We start from the raw sequence: 16,514 nt of genomic DNA, 5'->3' as shown, positions 1-16,514 counted from the left end.
GGAGCGATGCCTATTTTTATTCCGCTGATTGTTGGCGGTATTGGTGGCGCTTGGTGGACAAAGGAGACGGTGGAGGCGGTCACGGGTGGTGAAAATGGCCGTCCACCTTACCTTTTGATTGTGTTGCTTATCGCGGCTGCATACGTGGCTTGGCGTAAGGGGTGGTTGTCATGATTCCAAGTATTGGCGGTGGAGTAAGTACCGGCGGCGGTGGAATTACTGGCGGCACATCAAGTGCTGCCAATGGCGACTTTTCAGGGGGTGGCGGTGGCAGTCGTGTGGTGTTTAACAACAACCAAGGACGTACAGAAAGCACTTCAACTTACCTGATGATTGCTGCGGTATTAGTGGTGGTATTCCTATGGCTGAGAAAGTGATACCGGTTCGACTGGCATGGTCGCCTGAATTGCGAAAGCGATTTGAAGAAGCCGGATTTACACCAAGCATTCTTGATGAGCTAACTCTTCTTGGTGAAGTTTGGAAGTTTGACGAGTTACTTGTGGTGCTTCGAAGTGAAGGCCGAGAATTGGTGTGGATGGCCTCACTCGGAAAAGGCGTGAAGAAGTGGGCCTCACTCGTTTTGGACATTGCGAAAAGTGCCGGTGCTACTTCGATGAGGTTTCACATTGCTGACGATGAGCTGGCGATTTTACGCTTTTGGCGTGGCCATCAACCCACTCCCATTTTGGGAGAAGGGCTAGAAGGGGCATATCGAATCCGACTAGGAGGTGGTAATGAGTCGGTCTAAAAGTTCTCAATCAAGTGTGGTCAATAACCACAATATCAACAATGTGCTTGATGGCGGTGCGATCAAGGCGAGTTTTGACTTTGCGGATGGGATTGCCGATGAAGCATTTGACTCATTAGGAAACTCGCTCGATGTAGTGAGTGACGCGCTGAAATCAAATGAAGCCGTAACGACCAAAGCATTAGACACCAATTCTCACGTGATCGATGAAGCGTTTGATAACAGTGAGGTCATTACTCGCTCGGCGCTGGAAAGCCTTCGAGAGCAAAATAATCGCTCACTGGACACTTTGGCTGGGCTCCAAGGTCAACAAGCATCAAACAACTTTAAGTTGCTTGAAGGTATTCAGTCCACAGTGAAGAGCAACAACACTGGCGGCGCTTCGGATGTGCTGGCCAACCAAAAATATCTCTACCTGGTCATGGCATTGGTAGTGATCGGGTTTCTGGTTCTGACGATGAACAAGGGTAAGTAAATGTACGTTGAGAAGTTTTTACGTAAGAACGACAAACTGAAAGCCAGCGTTGGTGGTACCAATGTTTATCTAGGCAAGGGCGAGTTGGTGCAAGTCACTTGCCGCCCTTCAGGACACGTTTACATGCTCCGTCGTGGTGACCAAATTCAACTGCCGAGTGGATTGACCTACGAGGCAATTGAAGTGGTCAATATGGGAGTAGATAGCGAGATCTCGTTGGTCTGTATTGAAGGTAAGTTTTTTCCCACTCTAGACGGTTCAAAAATCAGTGTCGCAGCAGACCTTGAAGCGGAAAACCTTGAAGTACGTTTTGAAGGACGTCAGCCAGTTGAATTGCTACCTAGTCAGCAAGTCAAAGCAGAGGTAAGCAACTTTCCTGAACAGATGAAAGTGGAAGTGCTCAACGCTCAGAGTGTTCCCGAAGTACAAAAGGTTCATGTAGTTGAACAGACCGCGCCTAATTTGCGTTATGTCGCGCATGAAACCATGACGGCTACCGGAATCATTAGTGGTAACACAAAGCGGAAAGAGCTCATCTTAAAAGCTGGGGCGAACAACCAAGCATCTATTTGGCTTGGTGGCATTGCTGAACGTGGCTTTGAGCTAGCCCCTGATGGTGGCTTTATCTTATCGAATGGAGCTGAGCTAGAAGTGCTGATTCCCGACAACTGCCAGTTGTATGTCAGTGAGGTAACAGCATGAGTCAAATTATCCCGCCACCGGTAAAGATTGAGTTTCCTGAACAAGTAACACTTAGCAACCAAATCAGCGGTACTCGAACCAATGTTGCAGCCAGTGAGAAAGCCGTGGGTACGGTGAATACCAAAGTCAACGAGCTCAAGCAAACCGTGACAACTCTGCAACAAGCACTCGAAGCGAGGCCAAATATCCTTGATGGTACGGTAGAACCGAGTGCTGATGTAGGTCGGGATGGTGATGTTTACTTTGTGACGAGTTAAGCCATGAAAAGCAAACTGAAAAAGACCGGTGCTTGGCAGGTAGCTAAGCCTCACATCAAGCTCTCGACTGTATGGCAAAAAGTCAAAAAGGTGTTGGTGAAGCAAAACGGCGCTTGGAAAGTCTCGTTCGTCGATGAGTTCAAAGTGACGGTCACAGGTAGTCACTCCACTTTCAATCTCTACCAGAAAATAGGCATTCCTGATGCAGACACCATCGTTATCGAAGTCGCTCAAGGTGCGGTAATTACCGCAGCGGATAGCGGAGTTCCAGCGTTAAGCATAGGCAACGCGTATTCAGGGAAAAATATCATCATTCGTAATCATGGGGTTATTCGTGGGCGAGGTGGTAATGGTGGTGGTGGCGGTGCGAATGGTGCCCGAGGAGGTAACGGCGCTGCCGGTGGTACGGCACTTCGCATACGTGAGTCTGCCAACCCTGTCACCATAGAAAATCACGGTACGATCGCTGGCGGTGGTGGTGGTGCGGGAGGTGGAGGCGGCGCGCACTTTAAAGCGACTATGGCAATTGGCCCTCCATTTCAACAGAACTTTGTGACGTTCGAAGGCAATAGCTATGGCGGCAAAGGGGGAAATGGGGGGACTGGCGGCGCTGGGTCCAATGGTTCCGGTAGTCCTTCTGGTTGGAAGCCTTCTTCATCGGCGGTCTTTCGTACCTTGGGTGGGTCAGGCGGAAAAGGTGGCTCACTCGGTGCCAAAGGCGCGAATGGTGGAGCTGGGGTCTATCACAGCGAGACAGCCGCAGAGATCGTTTCTGTTCACATTGACAAAAGAGGCGGTGGTGGCACGGGAGGACGAGCCGGTTATGCCATTGATGGTAAATCAAAAGCAGTCTTTACCCAAACTGGAACCATTAAAGGTTCCCAAGTGAATTAAGCATGGATACACGTCTGATTATCGGCGCGGTCATAGCGCTAGGAGTTTTAAGCTATATGAAGCTACGAGAGGAATTGCCGCGAGGCGTTCGAAACAATAATCCGTTAAACATTCGAGAATCAGAAGGTGATTCGACCCAATGGGAAGGTGAGCACGCTTTGGATCTGGATTCAGCCTTTGAAGAGTTCACTCATCCTGTTTTTGGCTTCCGAGCCGGTGCGCGAGTTCTTCGCAGTTACTCCCGTCAAGGTTATAAAACCTTGAAAGACATGATCACTCGGTTTGCACCGCCAAGCGAAAACAACACATCGCTGTATATCCAACAAGTGAGCTCTTGGACTGGCATTCAACCCAATCAAACGGTGGATGTGTACAACCATGAGCAGCTTGCTAAGTTGCTGCATGCAATGAGCCGAAAAGAAGTCGGCAACTACTACGGTTTGAATATGGCACGCGAAGGCGTGGCCATGGCATAGAAGGAAACAACGAATGAAAGCATTTTTAAAACAGACGATTGGCATCGATTTAGACCAGCCATCAACGAAGAAAGGTATTGCTCTACTTGGGGCCGGTGTTGCTCTAGCTACAGGGCATCCTGAACTATTAACGGCTAGTGTGACGGCAGAAGGCGTTCAATATGGTGGCTTAGTGGGAACAACACTTCCAATACTGCTTGGTACTTGGGAAATGATACGGAATGAATTTAAGTGATGGCTGAGTATCAGACTTTGATTGTTGCTATGGCCAGTGCTCTATCTAGCGGTATGGGTGTAGGCGTAACTCTTAAGACAGATGTTAAATGGTTACGCCTGATGATGGAGAAAATGGATGAGCGCTTGACTAGGTTGGAAGATAAAAACAGAGCATCCTGAGTGATGTTTTTAGGGGGGCCATATAGCACGATTATTTACAGGATCAGGCCATATGGCACTAGAGGTACTCTTAAGAGTAACGTTTCATTATCGAGTCTGCGAGACTTCCCCCTGCACCCACTAGTCTAGCAAGGACTTTAATGTTTTCCCTACATTGTTCATCCTTGTGAGGGTGCGGGTAGTTCATCGTATGGTCTACCTCGCCCCATAGTTCTTCCATTATCGTTCTCACTTGAACTTCGCAAGTGATAGGACTGTTTTTGTTCGGTTTTAAAACATAATGTATGCTGGTGTAATATCGGTCATTATCCGCAGTTTTTAGTCCGATAGACTGGCAGTATTTTTTTGCTTCAGGATCGTAAACATAAGCAACGGGAGGTTCTGCAAATTCAAAAAATTCACCCTCTTTAATTGCTTGTTCGATTGTTTTATGAATCGACTCAAGCTGTGATTGGTAGAGGTGTAAAACCCTAACTCCAGCATAGTCTGTTATACGTTCAAAAAAGTTATCAGCAGTAATTGGACCTTTTTGCTCTTCAACTTGCTTTTCAGCGTCTTCGAGATTCTTTCGTTCTATTTTTTGAACTAAGTGATTGATATCTTTTCTTCTATGACGAATTGAATGGACCGTGTTACTAAGTTTTGAGTTCTCAAAAAACGCGATTACATTTTTGTGAAAATGTTTTACTCGGTCTTCCTTGTCTTTGTAAGCAGCAAGAATATCTGAATACTTCTCCATTAATTCTTCGTTCATATTAATCCTCTATACCATTTAAACGAACGAGGAGAGCTTTAGCGAACTCGTGATAGCCTTGTTGTTTTTCGGTATACATCTTTCTATTTCCCGAAATAGTTCCCTTATCACTTTTTTCAAGGTTGCTCAACTCTGGTACTTCCCAAATTGGATGACGATATTTTTGTGCCATTGAGGGTAATGTATTGTGAGAGTGCATTACGGCCATGCCACCAATAGGATCTTTAATTTGGTCTTCGGTAAGATGGCTATAGCATTCATTAGGTATGTTTTGGTGAATAATCTTAGGCAGCTTTTTCACGTATGAATAATGTGCAGCGGCAAGGTCAAGTTCATTTTGTCCTGCATACCTTTTTGCATTATAAATTGTGAAACCTAAGAATTTTACGAATTCATTGGGAAATGCTGCTCGTTTTTTATCGGTGAGGAGGCTATACATCGTGTCAAATTGAGTTTTCCACATTTTTAGTGCCATACCTATATTGGTTATGCCAAATGTAGAAAACATATCTGGCATACAAGGCACGAAAAAACCAGTAGATGTAGATATGATGACTTTGTTGAGTATGCCTAAACTAGGTGACGTGTCTATAATTGCGACCTGATAACCATGTTTTTTTTCAGCTTCTTGGCATAGATTACGAATGCTAGTGATTAGACGAATAGCTTGTGGCTCTCCCATGAAGGCATCACTCCAAGACTTGGCTATTTTATCTTCAAAGGTATGGAGGCTTAATCGACCAGGAATAATACCAAGATTTTTTTTTATCTCGTTAATTGCCCCCAGTCTAAATTTGTCGAAAATACCATCTTCTATAGGCTTTAGAAGGCAATGAATAGAGCGTGGTTGAGATATAAAGTCATCGTAGCTTTCGGTGCTATCTTCCATAGCACCTTGAAAATCTTGTATATAAGGCTCTTCCTCAAGCCACATTTTCTCTAATGTTTCTGGAGAGAGGCACTGTAAAGACAAGTTTGATTGTGGATCTAAATCTACCATCAGTGTTTTGACGCCTTGCTCAGAAAGAGCATGTGCCAAATGGTAGCCTAGTGTTGATTTCCCAACACCACCCTTGTTGTTAAAAACGGAAATGATTTTCATTTAAATTGCTCTATATTCTATTAATCACATAATTCTCTACTGCATATGAAACGCAAGTCAATAGTTAAGTACTACATGTGTGTGTTAGGTCGTTGAATCTAACGGCTGATTGATATGAGAACAGTGCCATATTTCGTTTCATAGCACTGCTAATTAAGAAGCCGCAGAGTATATCGGGGGAGGGCTGTTTTTGGCTCTACGGAAGGCTTACTTCTGGTGTAACTTATGCGGAAATAACTGAGTATAAACCTGCCAAAGCACATTCAAATTCCGGTGACCCGTTACTTGCGCCACATCTTCTATCGAATACCCCTTTTCAAACAGCCGACTTGCTCCCTCTCGTCTTAAATCGTGATATCGTAAATCCTCGATACCTAGGTCGTTTCGGACACGTTGAAAGCCAGCGGTAACGCTTCGGGCGTTGTAAGGGAAAATTCGATCCCCTTTTTGAGGTTGCTTTTTGGCAATGTTGAAGGACTCTCCGAGTAGGGGAACAAGCATATGATTACCCGCTTTCTTTCTCGGATCTTTCCTATCTCGAACCACTACGGTCTTGTTTACTTCGTCCAAGTCTTCCCAAAGAATTTTGCAGACTTCGCCTATTCGCATACAAGTTAGAATACTGAACTCAAGAATGTCAGAGTAAGGTATTCGGGTCTTACCATTTGGCCGGAAGTCTTCACGTTTTTTCAGTCCTTCACGCAATCGATCGAGCTCTTCCGAAGTCGGGCGCCGTGTGCGTTTTTGGCTCTTACCTATTAGCCCCATGTCAGTTAATACTGGCACAGCCTCTTCAAATATCTGATAGTTGGCCGCTATGTTGAATACAGGCTTCGCCTTTTTCATGACTGAGCGTAGGTAAGCAATGTCATGATAGATGGTAGCACCACCTGCTCCCGCTGCTTTTCTGTTTTTACAGTGAGTGATCAAGTCACTAGTAAGCAAAGAGTTGGAGTCGATATTCGCAATATCGCAATCTCTCAATAATTGGATTACGTAACGCTTTGTTCTGCCGGTTCGATTCCACAACTCGGGCTCATACATGTACCGATCAATCAACTCCCTGAGGGGAACCGACTTAGACTGGCCATGAACGCCATTCTCTTCGAGATCCGCCACTCTTTTCATCCCGTATGACTTCGCGAGTGCTTTCTTTTTTAGAGTTTTGCTCTCCCTGTGTATAATGCGCGAATCTTTTTTCACGACTATCGTTACCTTGAACCGAAGTTCACCACTTTTTAGCTTGCGCGTTTCTATGCTGTAGCTTGCCATTTGTCCTACTCCTTGAGGGGGACTATAGGGGGACTGGAAGAGGAATTTCCATCAGATTCTAGGTAATTCACTGTATGTTTGTACAGTGTTAATTTGAGACTAAATCATGATAAACACTGATAAAGCCAATAAATACGCTAGTAATCGTTTCTCTATAGCACCCATGCTCGATTGGACAGATCGCCATTGTCGATACTTCCACCGACTCCTCACTAAAGAGACCTTGCTCTACACTGAGATGGTGACAACCGGCGCGATCATTCATGGTAAAGGCGACTTCTTGGCGTACAACGAGGAGGAGCACCCAGTGGCGCTGCAACTTGGTGGCTCCAACCCGAAAGATTTAGCGACGTGTGCGAAGTTGGCGGCTGAGCGTGGCTATGACGAAATTAACCTCAATGTCGGTTGCCCGTCGGACAGAGTACAAAATGGTCGTTTTGGCGCCTGCTTGATGGCGGAACCTGTGCTGGTGGCACAGTGTATTGCCGCCATGCGCGATGTGGTTGATATTCCTGTGACCGTTAAGACGCGCATCGGCATTGACGATCAAGACTCGTATGAGTTTCTAACTGACTTCGTGCGCATTGTGTCTGAAAAAGGTGGCTGTGAGCAGTTTACGATTCACGCTCGTAAAGCGTGGTTAAGCGGTTTGAGTCCGAAAGAGAACCGAGAGATCCCGCCGCTGGATTACCCGCGCGCGTATCAAATCAAGCAAGATTTTGCCCACTTAAACATTGGCGTCAATGGCGGCATTAAAACCTTGGATGAGTCGTTAGAACATTTAGCGCACCTTGATGGCGTCATGGTTGGGCGAGAGGCTTACCAAAACCCGTACCTATTGGCACACGTTGATCAGACGATTTTCGGTCTCGACACGCCAGTGAAGAAGCGTCGTCAAGTGGTCGAAGAGATGTACCCATACATTGAGCAGCAGTTGGCGAAGGGGGCCTACTTAGGCCACATCACTCGTCATATGTTGGGCTTGTTCCAAAACATGCCAGGCGCGCGTCAATGGCGTCGTTACATCAGTGAGAACGCCCACAAACCGGGTTCCGGAATTGAAGTGGTACAAGCGGCGCTGGCGAAAATTCCCCAAGAGTTAGATGTGTAAAAATCGCCAGTTGAGTGGTTAAATTTACCAATAGATGAATATGAAGAGGTAGGGTTAGACCCAGCCTCTTTTTTTTTGTCTATATAAAACATGATCTTATCTTGATTTTTAATCTTGGCACACTATCTGTATTGATTGAGCAAAAAGGAGAGCACTATGTTTGAATTGATTTTTGCTTTGATCTTCGCGGCGACGTTACTGGTCACAGGCGTGACCTTCCTGACCGTATTGGCCGCCATTGGCTTTGCTATGGTGGTGATGTTGCTGCTCGGGATGATGTCGGCGGTGATTAAATTAATCCCTTGGTTAGTGGTTATCGCGATAGGGGTATGGTTTTTTAAAAGCGTGGTCGCGCAGCCAAGATCCTAGCGCTGTTTAGGCTAAATTGTTGCGGGCAAGCTCAGTGAATGTGGTACTATTTTCGCTACGTCATCTATGATGCATAGCAACAGTGTGGAGAGTTTAATCAATGGGTATCAAATCGGCTGCAATTTTCACTATCGCCTCGATGGTTTCGGGATGGGCGATGGCGGAGTCCTCGTACACGGCGAAAGTCGGTGCAGAGATGTGGTGGCCGAAAACCAAGGTCAATGAAGTAAACCGCGACAGCGACACCACACCCAGCGGCTATTTGGCGATTGAGCATGACACGCCGTACCTTCCCGATGCCCGTTTGCGTTACTCCAGTGTTGATGCTGATTACATGGCGTTTGATAAGCTCGACCTGACGCTCTACTACCGCCTGCTTGAGCATGATTTAATGCATTTCGATGCGGGGGTGACCCTGACGGATTTATCCGATACCAAGTACGTCAATGCCGAAGACATCAACAATCCAGTCGATTTCGATGGATTTATCTGGGCGTGGTACGGCTATGCAGAGCTGACGGTGCCCAATACGCATTTTGATATCATCGGTGAGATGAACTTTGGCAACAACAACGACATCAAAAGTACCGATTTGATGGCGGGCGTTCAGTACCGCCTGCCACTGAAAGAGACGACGTTGGCTTTCCGAGGTGGTTATCGCGTGATTGATTTGGAGTCGGGCAAGTTCGATGCGAAATCCGAGGACCTCGGTAAATCGTTTATCTTCGCCAATGGCTTTTTTGTTGGCGCGGAGTGGAGCTTCTAAGTCAGCGATTCTTCCCAGTGAAGAATATGTATGCGTCTTCTCGATAGCATGATGTATGACTGCCTCATGCCTTTCATTATAACTAGAAAAAGAGCGCTGCGATTGATGTGGCGCTTTTTTTGTATCTATCGAACTGTTTTTTTATATCTATTCATTATAAATGCACGAAAAAATGTCGCGATATCGTCAGTTTCTTCCATGCTTATAGATGGCGCTTGTTTCTAGCCAGAGAAGGGAATCTCATGACGATTAATGAACTAAGAAGCCTATATCGAGACAATCAACTGGTGGAAGCCATTATTGAACCGTCTGTCCAAGAGGGCAGTTGGGTGGTGGAATTTCGCCACGCTAGAGGTGGTTTCGTGTTATTGACCGATGCTCAAGGTGAGGAGTGTCAGTACCTAGACCTTGATCTAGCCTCCAAGTCGGCAATGGCGGTGGGCTTTAAGCACGTACGGGTCGAAGCCAAATAGTCCCCACTACTCACAGAAAAAGACGCCTTGTCTATCACCTCTCATTATTACCTCCCCTGCTTGTACTGCGTAAAGGCGCGCGACTGGCTGACGGCGTTCAGGCGCTGCACGTTTCCTTTAATTCCAAAAGTTATAAAACATTCACTTCTATTCTTTCTTGTTATTAAGGAGAGTGGTTAATCTATCGTCACGCAATGAATAGGGATGTCGTGACCATGTCATTAAAAAACAACGTCTCCTCTGAAGGAAACGCATCACAAGAATTACCGGCTTTGGCTGCGCCGCTGAATGATCAGCAGCTAGGGTCTTTGCAACAAACTGTTGCTGGTTTATCTACTCAGCAGCTGGCATGGGTCAGCGGCTACTTTTGGGGCCTAGCACAACAGCCTCAAACCGCAGCAGCGTCTGCACCCATCAGTCAAGCGGCGGTTGCGGTGGCAGCCAAGCCTGCGGGTAAATTGACGATCATTTTCGCCTCGCAAACTGGCAATGCGAAAGGCGTGGCTGAAGCGCTCGAGCATGACGCAAAAGCGCAAGGTATTGATGTGGCGCTCTTTGATGCCAGTGATTACAAAGGCAAAAGCTTAGCCAAAGAGACCCACGTGATTATCGTGGCGTCAACCAATGGTGAAGGTGAAGCCCCAGACAACGCCATTGAACTGCATGAATTCTTGCAGTCGAAGAAAGCGTCGAAACTGCCGAACCTCAAATATGGTGTGATTGCGCTCGGTGACTCAAGCTATGAGTTTTTCTGCCAAACCGGTAAAGACTTCGATGCATATCTCTCCAAGTTGGGCGCGACGGCCTTTATTGAGCGTGTTGACTGTGACGTCGATTATGAAGCGCCAGCCAGTGAGTGGCGTGAAAAAGCGCTCTCTATCGTTAAAGAAGAGTTGGCTGGTGGCGTAGAAGCTGAAGTCGTTCAGTTGCCAGTAGGTCAATCGGCGGTCGTGTCGTCCTACAACAAGCAAAACCCATACACCGCGACTTTGCTGACTAGCCAGAAGATCACCGGGCGTGATTCTGGAAAAGACGTGCGTCACATTGAAATTGATCTTGAAGGCTCAGGTTTGACTTATCAGCCAGGCGACGCCTTGGGCGTATGGTTTGAGAACAGCTCTGAACTCGCCAATGCTATCCTAGCTAAAGTGGGTCTGTCAGGTGTGGAAAGCGTTGAAGTGGATGGCGAGAGCTTGTCGATTCACAGCGCGTTGGTCACTAAATTCGAAATCACCGCTTCTAATCCTCAGTTTGTCACAAAATTTGCTGAGCTGTCAGGCAGCAAGAAACTGCAAAAATTGGTCGAAGACAAAGACAAGCTTCGTGAGTACGCCGCCAACACGCAAATTGTTGACGTGTTAGCGGAGAAGAAAACCACCCTATCGGCAGACGCACTGATTGGTTTGTTGCGCCGCTTGACGCCAAGACTCTACTCGATTGCCTCAAGCCAAGCCGAAGTGGATGAAGAAGTGCATTTGACTGTTGGGCTGGTGGAATACCAGCAAGGTGACGAGTCTCGCTTTGGTGGTGCCTCAGGTTTCTTGGCTCAGCGCCTCGAAGAGGGCGGTGCGGTCAAAGTGTTTGTTGAAAACAACAACAACTTCAAATTACCTCAAGATGACAGCACGCCGATTATCATGATTGGCCCAGGCACTGGGATTGCCCCATTCCGCAGTTTTATCCAGGAGCGTGAGAACCGTGATGCGTCTGGAAAGAACTGGTTGTTCTTTGGCGATCGTACCTTTACTCAGGACTTCCTCTACCAAGTGGAGTGGCAGAAATACCTAAAATCAGGGGTACTCAGCCGTTTGGATGTGGCCTTTAGCCGCGATCAAGCCGAGAAAGTGTATGTTCAGCACCGCATTTTAGAGAACGCGGCACAAGTGTGGCAGTGGATTCAAGATGGCGCGTATCTGTATGTCTGTGGTGATGCCACTCGTATGGCAAAAGACGTTCATGACGCGCTGATCATCGTCGCTGAGCAGCAAGGCAATCTATCGCGTGATGACGCAGAAGAATTTATTAATGAGTTACGCAAAGCAAAACGTTATCAAAGGGATGTGTACTAATGACTTTTTCTACTGAAAATAACAAGCAGGTGGTACTGGGCGAAGAGTTAGGGCCGCTTTCCGATAACGAACGTCTTAAAAGAGAAAGTCACTTCCTACGTGGGACGATCGAAGCGGATCTGCAAGATCGCATCACCGGTGGATTTACGGCGGATAACTTCCAGCTGATCCGTTTCCACGGTATGTATCAGCAAGATGACCGTGATATTCGCAACGAACGTGCGAAACAAAAGCTGGAGCCTCTACACAATGTGATGCTTCGTGCGCGCATGCCGGGCGGCATTATCACGCCGAAGCAATGGTTGGCGATTGACAAGTTTGCTACAGAGCACTCTCTGTACGGCAGTATCCGTCTAACGACTCGACAAACGTTCCAGTTCCACGGCGTATTAAAGCCAAACATCAAATTGATGCACCAAACGCTCCACAGTATTGGGATTGACTCTATCGCTACCGCAGGTGACGTGAACCGAAACGTATTGTGTACCACTAACCCTGTGGAATCTGAGTTACACCAAGAGGCGTACGAGTGGGCGAAAAAGATCAGTGAGCACCTGCTGCCTAAGACGCGCGCGTACGCAGAGATCTGGCTAGACGGTGAGAAGGTTGAGACCACAGACGAAGAGCCGATCCTTGGCAGTAACTACCTACCGCGTAAGTTCAAAACCACCGTGGTGATTCCGCCGCAAAATGATGTGGATGTGCATGCGAACGATTTGAACTTTGTCGCGATAGCCGATAACGGCAAGCTGGTGGGTTTCAACGTTTTAGTTGGTGGTGGTCTTGCGATGACTCACGGTGATACGTCGACCTATCCACGTCGAGCGGATGACTTTGGTTTTATTCCACTTGAAAAAACGTTGGATGTGGCAGCCGCGGTTGTGACTACGCAACGTGACTGGGGTAACCGTTCAAACCGTAAGAACGCCAAAACCAAGTACACGCTTGATCGCGTCGGTATTGATGTGTTTAAAGCGGAAGTGGAAAAACGTGCCGGTGTTCAGTTCCAAGCTAGCCGTCCATACGAATTCACAGAACGTGGCGATCGTATCGGCTGGGTAGAGGGCATTGATGGTAAACATCATCTCGCCTTGTTTATCGAAAACGGCCGACTATTGGATTACCCAGGCAAGCCCCTCAAAACCGGTGTGGCTGAAATTGCCAAAATCCATAAAGGCGATTTTCGCATGACGGCCAACCAAAACTTGATTGTGGCGGGTGTGTCGAAAAGCAACAAAGCGAAGATCGAGAAAATTGCGCGCGAACACGGTTTGATGGACGACGCGGTCAGCGAGCAACGTAAAAACTCGATGGCGTGTGTGGCCTTCCCAACTTGTCCGCTCGCCATGGCGGAAGCGGAACGTTTCTTGCCGCAGTTCGTGACCGACGTAGAAGATATTTTGGCGAAACACAATCTACCAAAAGAAGACAACATCATTCTGCGTGTGACGGGTTGTCCTAATGGATGTGGCCGCGCGATGCTGGCTGAAATTGGTCTAGTGGGTAAGGCGCCAGGTCGATACAACCTGCACCTAGGGGGCAATCGCGCTGGAACACGCGTGCCGAAAATGTACAAAGAGAACATTACAGATAGTCAGATACTCGAAGAGATAGATCAACTGGTCGGTCGCTGGGCTACTGAGCGTGAGCAAGGTGAGTGTTTCGGTGACTTCGTGATTCGTGTTGGCATCATCCAAGAAGTATTGGTATCTAAGAGAGATTTTTATGCTTGATTCTGTAGCTTCAAAGCCGGAGCTGGCAGAACTGCTTAAACTGACCAAGACCGAGCAAAGTCTTCATCTTGCCCAGATCAATGTCGAGCTTGAGCAACTGTCAGCACAGCAGCGAGTAAAATGGGCGCTTGAAAACCTCGATGGTGAGTTCGCGGTCTCGTCGAGTTTCGGTATCCAAGCGGCGGTGATGCTTCACCTCGTCACTGAGCAGAAACCGGACGTGCCAGTCATTTTGACCGACACCGGTTACTTGTTCCCGCAAACGTACCGTTTTATCGATCAATTGACAGAGAAATTGAACCTCAACCTAAAAGTGTATCGCGCTAAAGAGAGTCCGCAATGGCAAGAGGCGCGCTACGGCAAACTTTGGGAGCAAGGTATAGAGGGTATCGAGAAGTACAACAAGATAAACAAAGTGGAACCTATGCGCCGCGCGCTAGAGGAGCTTAATGTCAGCACTTGGTTCTCCGGTTTACGCCGCGAGCAATCTAAGTCGCGAGCTGGACTACCCATTTTGTCGATTCAAAATGGCGTGTTCAAGTTTCTACCAGTGATTGATTGGAGTAATAAGGACATCCACTATTACCTAGAAGAGCACGGTCTCTCTTACCACCCACTTTGGGATGAAGGGTATCTCTCTGTCGGCGATACGCATACCACTAAGAAGTGGGAGCCTGGAATGGCAGAAGAAGAAACACGTTTCTTCGGCTTAAAGAGAGAGTGTGGTCTGCATGAAGAAGACAACGAACTCGATGGCTCGGGTATTTGATGCGGTAATTGCGTCAATGAACCTCAAAAAAAGGTCGCGTATGCGGCCTTTTTATCGCTTGGAATCAGTCATTGTGGATAACTCTGTGGTTATCATGTGGCAAATAGTTGGGTAAAGCTGGATAAATAGGGGTTTGAGCGCTAATTGCTCATTTAGGCTCTATTTTTACATTTTTATGAAAATATCACTTGCCAATGTGATTTCGATCTCTATAATGCCACCTCGTCGACAGGGCAGAGCTCATAAGGGTTCAGCGTTGTCGACAAGGTCAACTAGCTCAGCGGTAACGTTGAAATAAAAACTTAAAAAAGTGTTTGACACTGAAAATTAAGTCGCTAGAATGGCCGCCTCTTGTGAGTGACCTGAGTCACAGCCAAGAACGCTCTTTAACAATATAAACCTATCAATCTGTGTGGGCACTCGTTGATGATAATCCAATTAGAAATCTCTCTTAATAAAGAGCGGTTTCAAATTAGGTTTCAATGAACTGAGTGACCATTTGAATGACTTTCCTTGTTAAAGGATGGGAATTCGAGCACAGTCAATTCAAGTTTTCTAGGAACTAGCTTCTAGTTACTAGGAACTTATCAGTATTCATTGAGCCGAACAAAACTTTAAATTGAAGAGTTTGATCATGGCTCAGATTGAACGCTGGCGGCAGGCCTAACACATGCAAGTCGAGCGGAAACGAGTTAACTGAACCTTCGGGGAACGTTAACGGCGTCGAGCGGCGGACGGGTGAGTAATGCCTGGGAAATTGCCCTGATGTGGGGGATAACCATTGGAAACGATGGCTAATACCGCATAATAGCTTCGGCTCAAAGAGGGGGACCTTCGGGCCTCTCGCGTCAGGATATGCCCAGGTGGGATTAGCTAGTTGGTGAGGTAAGGGCTCACCAAGGCGACGATCCCTAGCTGGTCTGAGAGGATGATCAGCCACACTGGAACTGAGACACGGTCCAGACTCCTACGGGAGGCAGCAGTGGGGAATATTGCACAATGGGCGCAAGCCTGATGCAGCCATGCCGCGTGTATGAAGAAGGCCTTCGGGTTGTAAAGTACTTTCAGCAGTGAGGAAGGCAGGTACGTTAATAGCGTGCTTGTTTGACGTTAGCTGCAGAAGAAGCACCGGCTAACTCCGTGCCAGCAGCCGCGGTAATACGGAGGGTGCGAGCGTTAATCGGAATTACTGGGCGTAAAGCGCATGCAGGTGGTTTGTTAAGTCAGATGTGAAAGCCCGGGGCTCAACCTCGGAATTGCATTTGAAACTGGCAGACTAGAGTACTGTAGAGGGGGGTAGAATTTCAGGTGTAGCGGTGAAATGCGTAGAGATCTGAAGGAATACCAGTGGCGAAGGCGGCCCCCTGGACAGATACTGACACTCAGATGCGAAAGCGTGGGGAGCAAACAGGATTAGATACCCTGGTAGTCCACGCCGTAAACGATGTCTACTTGGAGGTTGTGGCCTTGAGCCGTGGCTTTCGGAGCTAACGCGTTAAGTAGACCGCCTGGGGAGTACGGTCGCAAGATTAAAACTCAAATGAATTGACGGGGGCCCGCACAAGCGGTGGAGCATGTGGTTTAATTCGATGCAACGCGAAGAACCTTACCTACTCTTGACATCTACAGAACTTAGCAGAGATGCTTTGGTGCCTTCGGGAACTGTAAGACAGGTGCTGCATGGCTGTCGTCAGCTCGTGTTGTGAAATGTTGGGTTAAGTCCCGCAACGAGCGCAACCCTTATCCTTGTTTGCCAGCACTTCGGGTGGGAACTCCAGGGAGACTGCCGGTGATAAACCGGAGGAAGGTGGGGACGACGTCAAGTCATCATGGCCCTTACGAGTAGGGCTACACACGTGCTACAATGGCGCATACAGAGGGCGGCGAACTTGCGAGAGTAAGCGAATCCCAAAAAGTGCGTCGTAGTCCGGATTGGAGTCTGCAACTCGACTCCATGAAGTCGGAATCGCTAGTAATCGTGGATCAGAATGCCACGGTGAATACGTTCCCGGGCCTTGTACACACCGCCCGTCACACCATGGGAGTGGGCTGCAAAAGAAGTGGGTAGTTTAACCTTCGGGAGGACGCTCACCACTTTGTGGTTCATGACTGGGGTGAAGTCGTAACAAGGTAGCGCTAGGGGAACCT

19 protein-coding genes and 1 rRNA gene are annotated in these 16,514 nt (G+C 47.6%); 17 read left to right on the top strand and 3 right to left on the bottom strand.

Annotation, left to right across the window (positions count from 1 at the left end; all coding sequences use genetic code 11):
• The first annotated feature begins 6 nt into the window (after positions 1 to 6).
• From AC6R0S_RS11920 to AC6R0S_RS11880, 9 genes are read left to right on the top strand one after another with little or no spacing between them, the layout of a single operon-like run.
• Positions 7 to 174 (top strand): hypothetical protein, encoded by a 168-nt coding sequence (locus AC6R0S_RS11920; protein ID WP_500637991.1) that lies wholly within the window; start codon positions 7 to 9, stop codon positions 172 to 174.
• The gene (locus AC6R0S_RS11915; protein WP_500637990.1) at positions 171 to 377 is read left to right on the top strand and encodes a hypothetical protein; all 207 of its coding nucleotides are present in this window, start codon (positions 171 to 173) and stop codon (positions 375 to 377) included. The genes AC6R0S_RS11920 and AC6R0S_RS11915 overlap by 4 nt, the downstream gene beginning before the upstream one ends.
• Positions 362 to 748, top strand: a complete 387-nt coding sequence (locus AC6R0S_RS11910; protein WP_500637989.1) for a hypothetical protein — start codon at positions 362 to 364, stop codon at positions 746 to 748. The genes AC6R0S_RS11915 and AC6R0S_RS11910 overlap by 16 nt, the downstream gene beginning before the upstream one ends.
• Positions 735 to 1,223, top strand: coding sequence for a hypothetical protein (locus AC6R0S_RS11905; protein ID WP_500637988.1), 489 nt, complete (start codon positions 735 to 737; stop codon positions 1,221 to 1,223). The genes AC6R0S_RS11910 and AC6R0S_RS11905 overlap by 14 nt, the downstream gene beginning before the upstream one ends.
• A complete protein-coding gene (locus AC6R0S_RS11900; protein WP_500637987.1) occupies positions 1,224 to 1,925 on the top strand; it encodes a hypothetical protein in 702 nt (233 codons plus the stop codon). It begins immediately after the preceding gene.
• On the top strand, positions 1,922 to 2,182 hold the full coding sequence (locus tag AC6R0S_RS11895; RefSeq protein ID WP_500637986.1) for a hypothetical protein: 261 nt from the start codon (positions 1,922 to 1,924) through the stop codon (positions 2,180 to 2,182). Before AC6R0S_RS11900 ends, AC6R0S_RS11895 begins: the two co-directional genes overlap by 4 nt.
• 3 nt (positions 2,183 to 2,185) lie before the next feature.
• Complete coding sequence (locus tag AC6R0S_RS11890) at positions 2,186 to 3,076, top strand: hypothetical protein (protein WP_500637985.1); 891 nt, start codon at positions 2,186 to 2,188, stop codon at positions 3,074 to 3,076.
• A gap of 56 nt (positions 3,077 to 3,132) precedes the next feature.
• Positions 3,133 to 3,552: a virion protein gene (locus AC6R0S_RS11885; protein WP_500637984.1), complete on the top strand. Its 420-nt coding sequence runs from the start codon at positions 3,133 to 3,135 to the stop codon at positions 3,550 to 3,552.
• Between the two features lie 13 nt (positions 3,553 to 3,565).
• Entirely contained in the window at positions 3,566 to 3,787 is a 222-nt protein-coding gene (locus tag AC6R0S_RS11880) for a hypothetical protein (protein WP_500637983.1), read from the top strand.
• 231 nt (positions 3,788 to 4,018) lie between these two features.
• Here the strand turns inward: AC6R0S_RS11880 and AC6R0S_RS11875 are convergent, their stop codons facing one another.
• The 3 genes from AC6R0S_RS11875 to AC6R0S_RS11865 form a co-directional block, all read right to left on the bottom strand.
• On the bottom strand, positions 4,019 to 4,702 hold the full coding sequence (locus tag AC6R0S_RS11875) for a RelA/SpoT-related domain-containing protein (protein WP_500637982.1): 684 nt from the start codon (positions 4,700 to 4,702) through the stop codon (positions 4,019 to 4,021).
• A gap of 1 nt (position 4,703) precedes the next feature.
• Positions 4,704 to 5,804, bottom strand: a complete 1,101-nt coding sequence (locus AC6R0S_RS11870) for a ParA family protein (RefSeq protein WP_500637981.1) — start codon at positions 5,802 to 5,804, stop codon at positions 4,704 to 4,706.
• 207 nt (positions 5,805 to 6,011) lie between these two features.
• Entirely contained in the window at positions 6,012 to 7,076 is a 1,065-nt protein-coding gene (locus AC6R0S_RS11865; protein ID WP_500637980.1) for a site-specific integrase, read from the bottom strand.
• 106 nt (positions 7,077 to 7,182) lie between these two features.
• Between AC6R0S_RS11865 and dusA the strand changes: the two genes are divergently transcribed.
• From dusA to AC6R0S_RS11825, 8 genes are all read left to right on the top strand, one after another.
• Positions 7,183 to 8,187, top strand: coding sequence for a tRNA dihydrouridine(20/20a) synthase DusA (dusA, locus tag AC6R0S_RS11860; protein ID WP_500637979.1), 1,005 nt, complete (start codon positions 7,183 to 7,185; stop codon positions 8,185 to 8,187).
• 156 nt (positions 8,188 to 8,343) lie between these two features.
• Positions 8,344 to 8,556 (top strand): envelope stress response protein PspG, encoded by a 213-nt coding sequence (gene pspG / locus AC6R0S_RS11855; RefSeq protein WP_487903281.1) that lies wholly within the window; start codon positions 8,344 to 8,346, stop codon positions 8,554 to 8,556.
• 100 nt (positions 8,557 to 8,656) lie between these two features.
• A complete protein-coding gene (locus tag AC6R0S_RS11850; RefSeq protein ID WP_500630371.1) occupies positions 8,657 to 9,322 on the top strand; it encodes a TIGR04219 family outer membrane beta-barrel protein in 666 nt (221 codons plus the stop codon).
• 242 nt (positions 9,323 to 9,564) lie between these two features.
• Complete coding sequence (locus tag AC6R0S_RS11845) at positions 9,565 to 9,795, top strand: hypothetical protein (RefSeq protein ID WP_334554559.1); 231 nt, start codon at positions 9,565 to 9,567, stop codon at positions 9,793 to 9,795.
• A gap of 215 nt (positions 9,796 to 10,010) precedes the next feature.
• Positions 10,011 to 11,864: an assimilatory sulfite reductase (NADPH) flavoprotein subunit gene (locus tag AC6R0S_RS11840; protein ID WP_500637978.1), complete on the top strand. Its 1,854-nt coding sequence runs from the start codon at positions 10,011 to 10,013 to the stop codon at positions 11,862 to 11,864.
• Positions 11,864 to 13,597: an assimilatory sulfite reductase (NADPH) hemoprotein subunit gene (gene cysI / locus AC6R0S_RS11835; protein WP_500637977.1), complete on the top strand. Its 1,734-nt coding sequence runs from the start codon at positions 11,864 to 11,866 to the stop codon at positions 13,595 to 13,597. The genes AC6R0S_RS11840 and cysI overlap by 1 nt, the downstream gene beginning before the upstream one ends.
• The gene (locus AC6R0S_RS11830) at positions 13,590 to 14,366 is read left to right on the top strand and encodes a phosphoadenylyl-sulfate reductase (RefSeq protein ID WP_334554553.1); all 777 of its coding nucleotides are present in this window, start codon (positions 13,590 to 13,592) and stop codon (positions 14,364 to 14,366) included. The genes cysI and AC6R0S_RS11830 overlap by 8 nt, the downstream gene beginning before the upstream one ends.
• A gap of 616 nt (positions 14,367 to 14,982) precedes the next feature.
• Positions 14,983 to 16,514: ribosomal RNA gene (locus AC6R0S_RS11825) — 16S ribosomal RNA — on the top strand; the annotation flags it as partial.

This window comes from Vibrio sp. R15-SG3-ISO1B, from assembly GCF_059833835.1.
Note: the sequence above shows the minus strand (reverse complement) of the source record. Positions and strands in the feature narration are given on the sequence as shown.

Coding starts and splice junctions, on each gene's coding strand:
- AC6R0S_RS11920 (WP_500637991.1), top strand. CDS start 7: ATGCCTATTTTTATTCCGCTGATTGTTGGCGGTATTGGTGGCGCTTGG.
- AC6R0S_RS11915 (WP_500637990.1), top strand. CDS start 171: ATGATTCCAAGTATTGGCGGTGGAGTAAGTACCGGCGGCGGTGGAATT.
- AC6R0S_RS11910 (WP_500637989.1), top strand. CDS start 362: ATGGCTGAGAAAGTGATACCGGTTCGACTGGCATGGTCGCCTGAATTG.
- AC6R0S_RS11905 (WP_500637988.1), top strand. CDS start 735: ATGAGTCGGTCTAAAAGTTCTCAATCAAGTGTGGTCAATAACCACAAT.
- AC6R0S_RS11900 (WP_500637987.1), top strand. CDS start 1,224: ATGTACGTTGAGAAGTTTTTACGTAAGAACGACAAACTGAAAGCCAGC.
- AC6R0S_RS11895 (WP_500637986.1), top strand. CDS start 1,922: ATGAGTCAAATTATCCCGCCACCGGTAAAGATTGAGTTTCCTGAACAA.
- AC6R0S_RS11890 (WP_500637985.1), top strand. CDS start 2,186: ATGAAAAGCAAACTGAAAAAGACCGGTGCTTGGCAGGTAGCTAAGCCT.
- AC6R0S_RS11885 (WP_500637984.1), top strand. CDS start 3,133: ATGAAGCTACGAGAGGAATTGCCGCGAGGCGTTCGAAACAATAATCCG.
- AC6R0S_RS11880 (WP_500637983.1), top strand. CDS start 3,566: ATGAAAGCATTTTTAAAACAGACGATTGGCATCGATTTAGACCAGCCA.
- AC6R0S_RS11875 (WP_500637982.1), bottom strand. CDS start 4,702: ATGAACGAAGAATTAATGGAGAAGTATTCAGATATTCTTGCTGCTTAC.
- AC6R0S_RS11870 (WP_500637981.1), bottom strand. CDS start 5,804: ATGAAAATCATTTCCGTTTTTAACAACAAGGGTGGTGTTGGGAAATCA.
- AC6R0S_RS11865 (WP_500637980.1), bottom strand. CDS start 7,076: ATGGCAAGCTACAGCATAGAAACGCGCAAGCTAAAAAGTGGTGAACTT.
- dusA (WP_500637979.1), top strand. CDS start 7,183: ATGATAAACACTGATAAAGCCAATAAATACGCTAGTAATCGTTTCTCT.
- pspG (WP_487903281.1), top strand. CDS start 8,344: ATGTTTGAATTGATTTTTGCTTTGATCTTCGCGGCGACGTTACTGGTC.
- AC6R0S_RS11850 (WP_500630371.1), top strand. CDS start 8,657: ATGGGTATCAAATCGGCTGCAATTTTCACTATCGCCTCGATGGTTTCG.
- AC6R0S_RS11845 (WP_334554559.1), top strand. CDS start 9,565: ATGACGATTAATGAACTAAGAAGCCTATATCGAGACAATCAACTGGTG.
- AC6R0S_RS11840 (WP_500637978.1), top strand. CDS start 10,011: ATGTCATTAAAAAACAACGTCTCCTCTGAAGGAAACGCATCACAAGAA.
- cysI (WP_500637977.1), top strand. CDS start 11,864: ATGACTTTTTCTACTGAAAATAACAAGCAGGTGGTACTGGGCGAAGAG.
- AC6R0S_RS11830 (WP_334554553.1), top strand. CDS start 13,590: ATGCTTGATTCTGTAGCTTCAAAGCCGGAGCTGGCAGAACTGCTTAAA.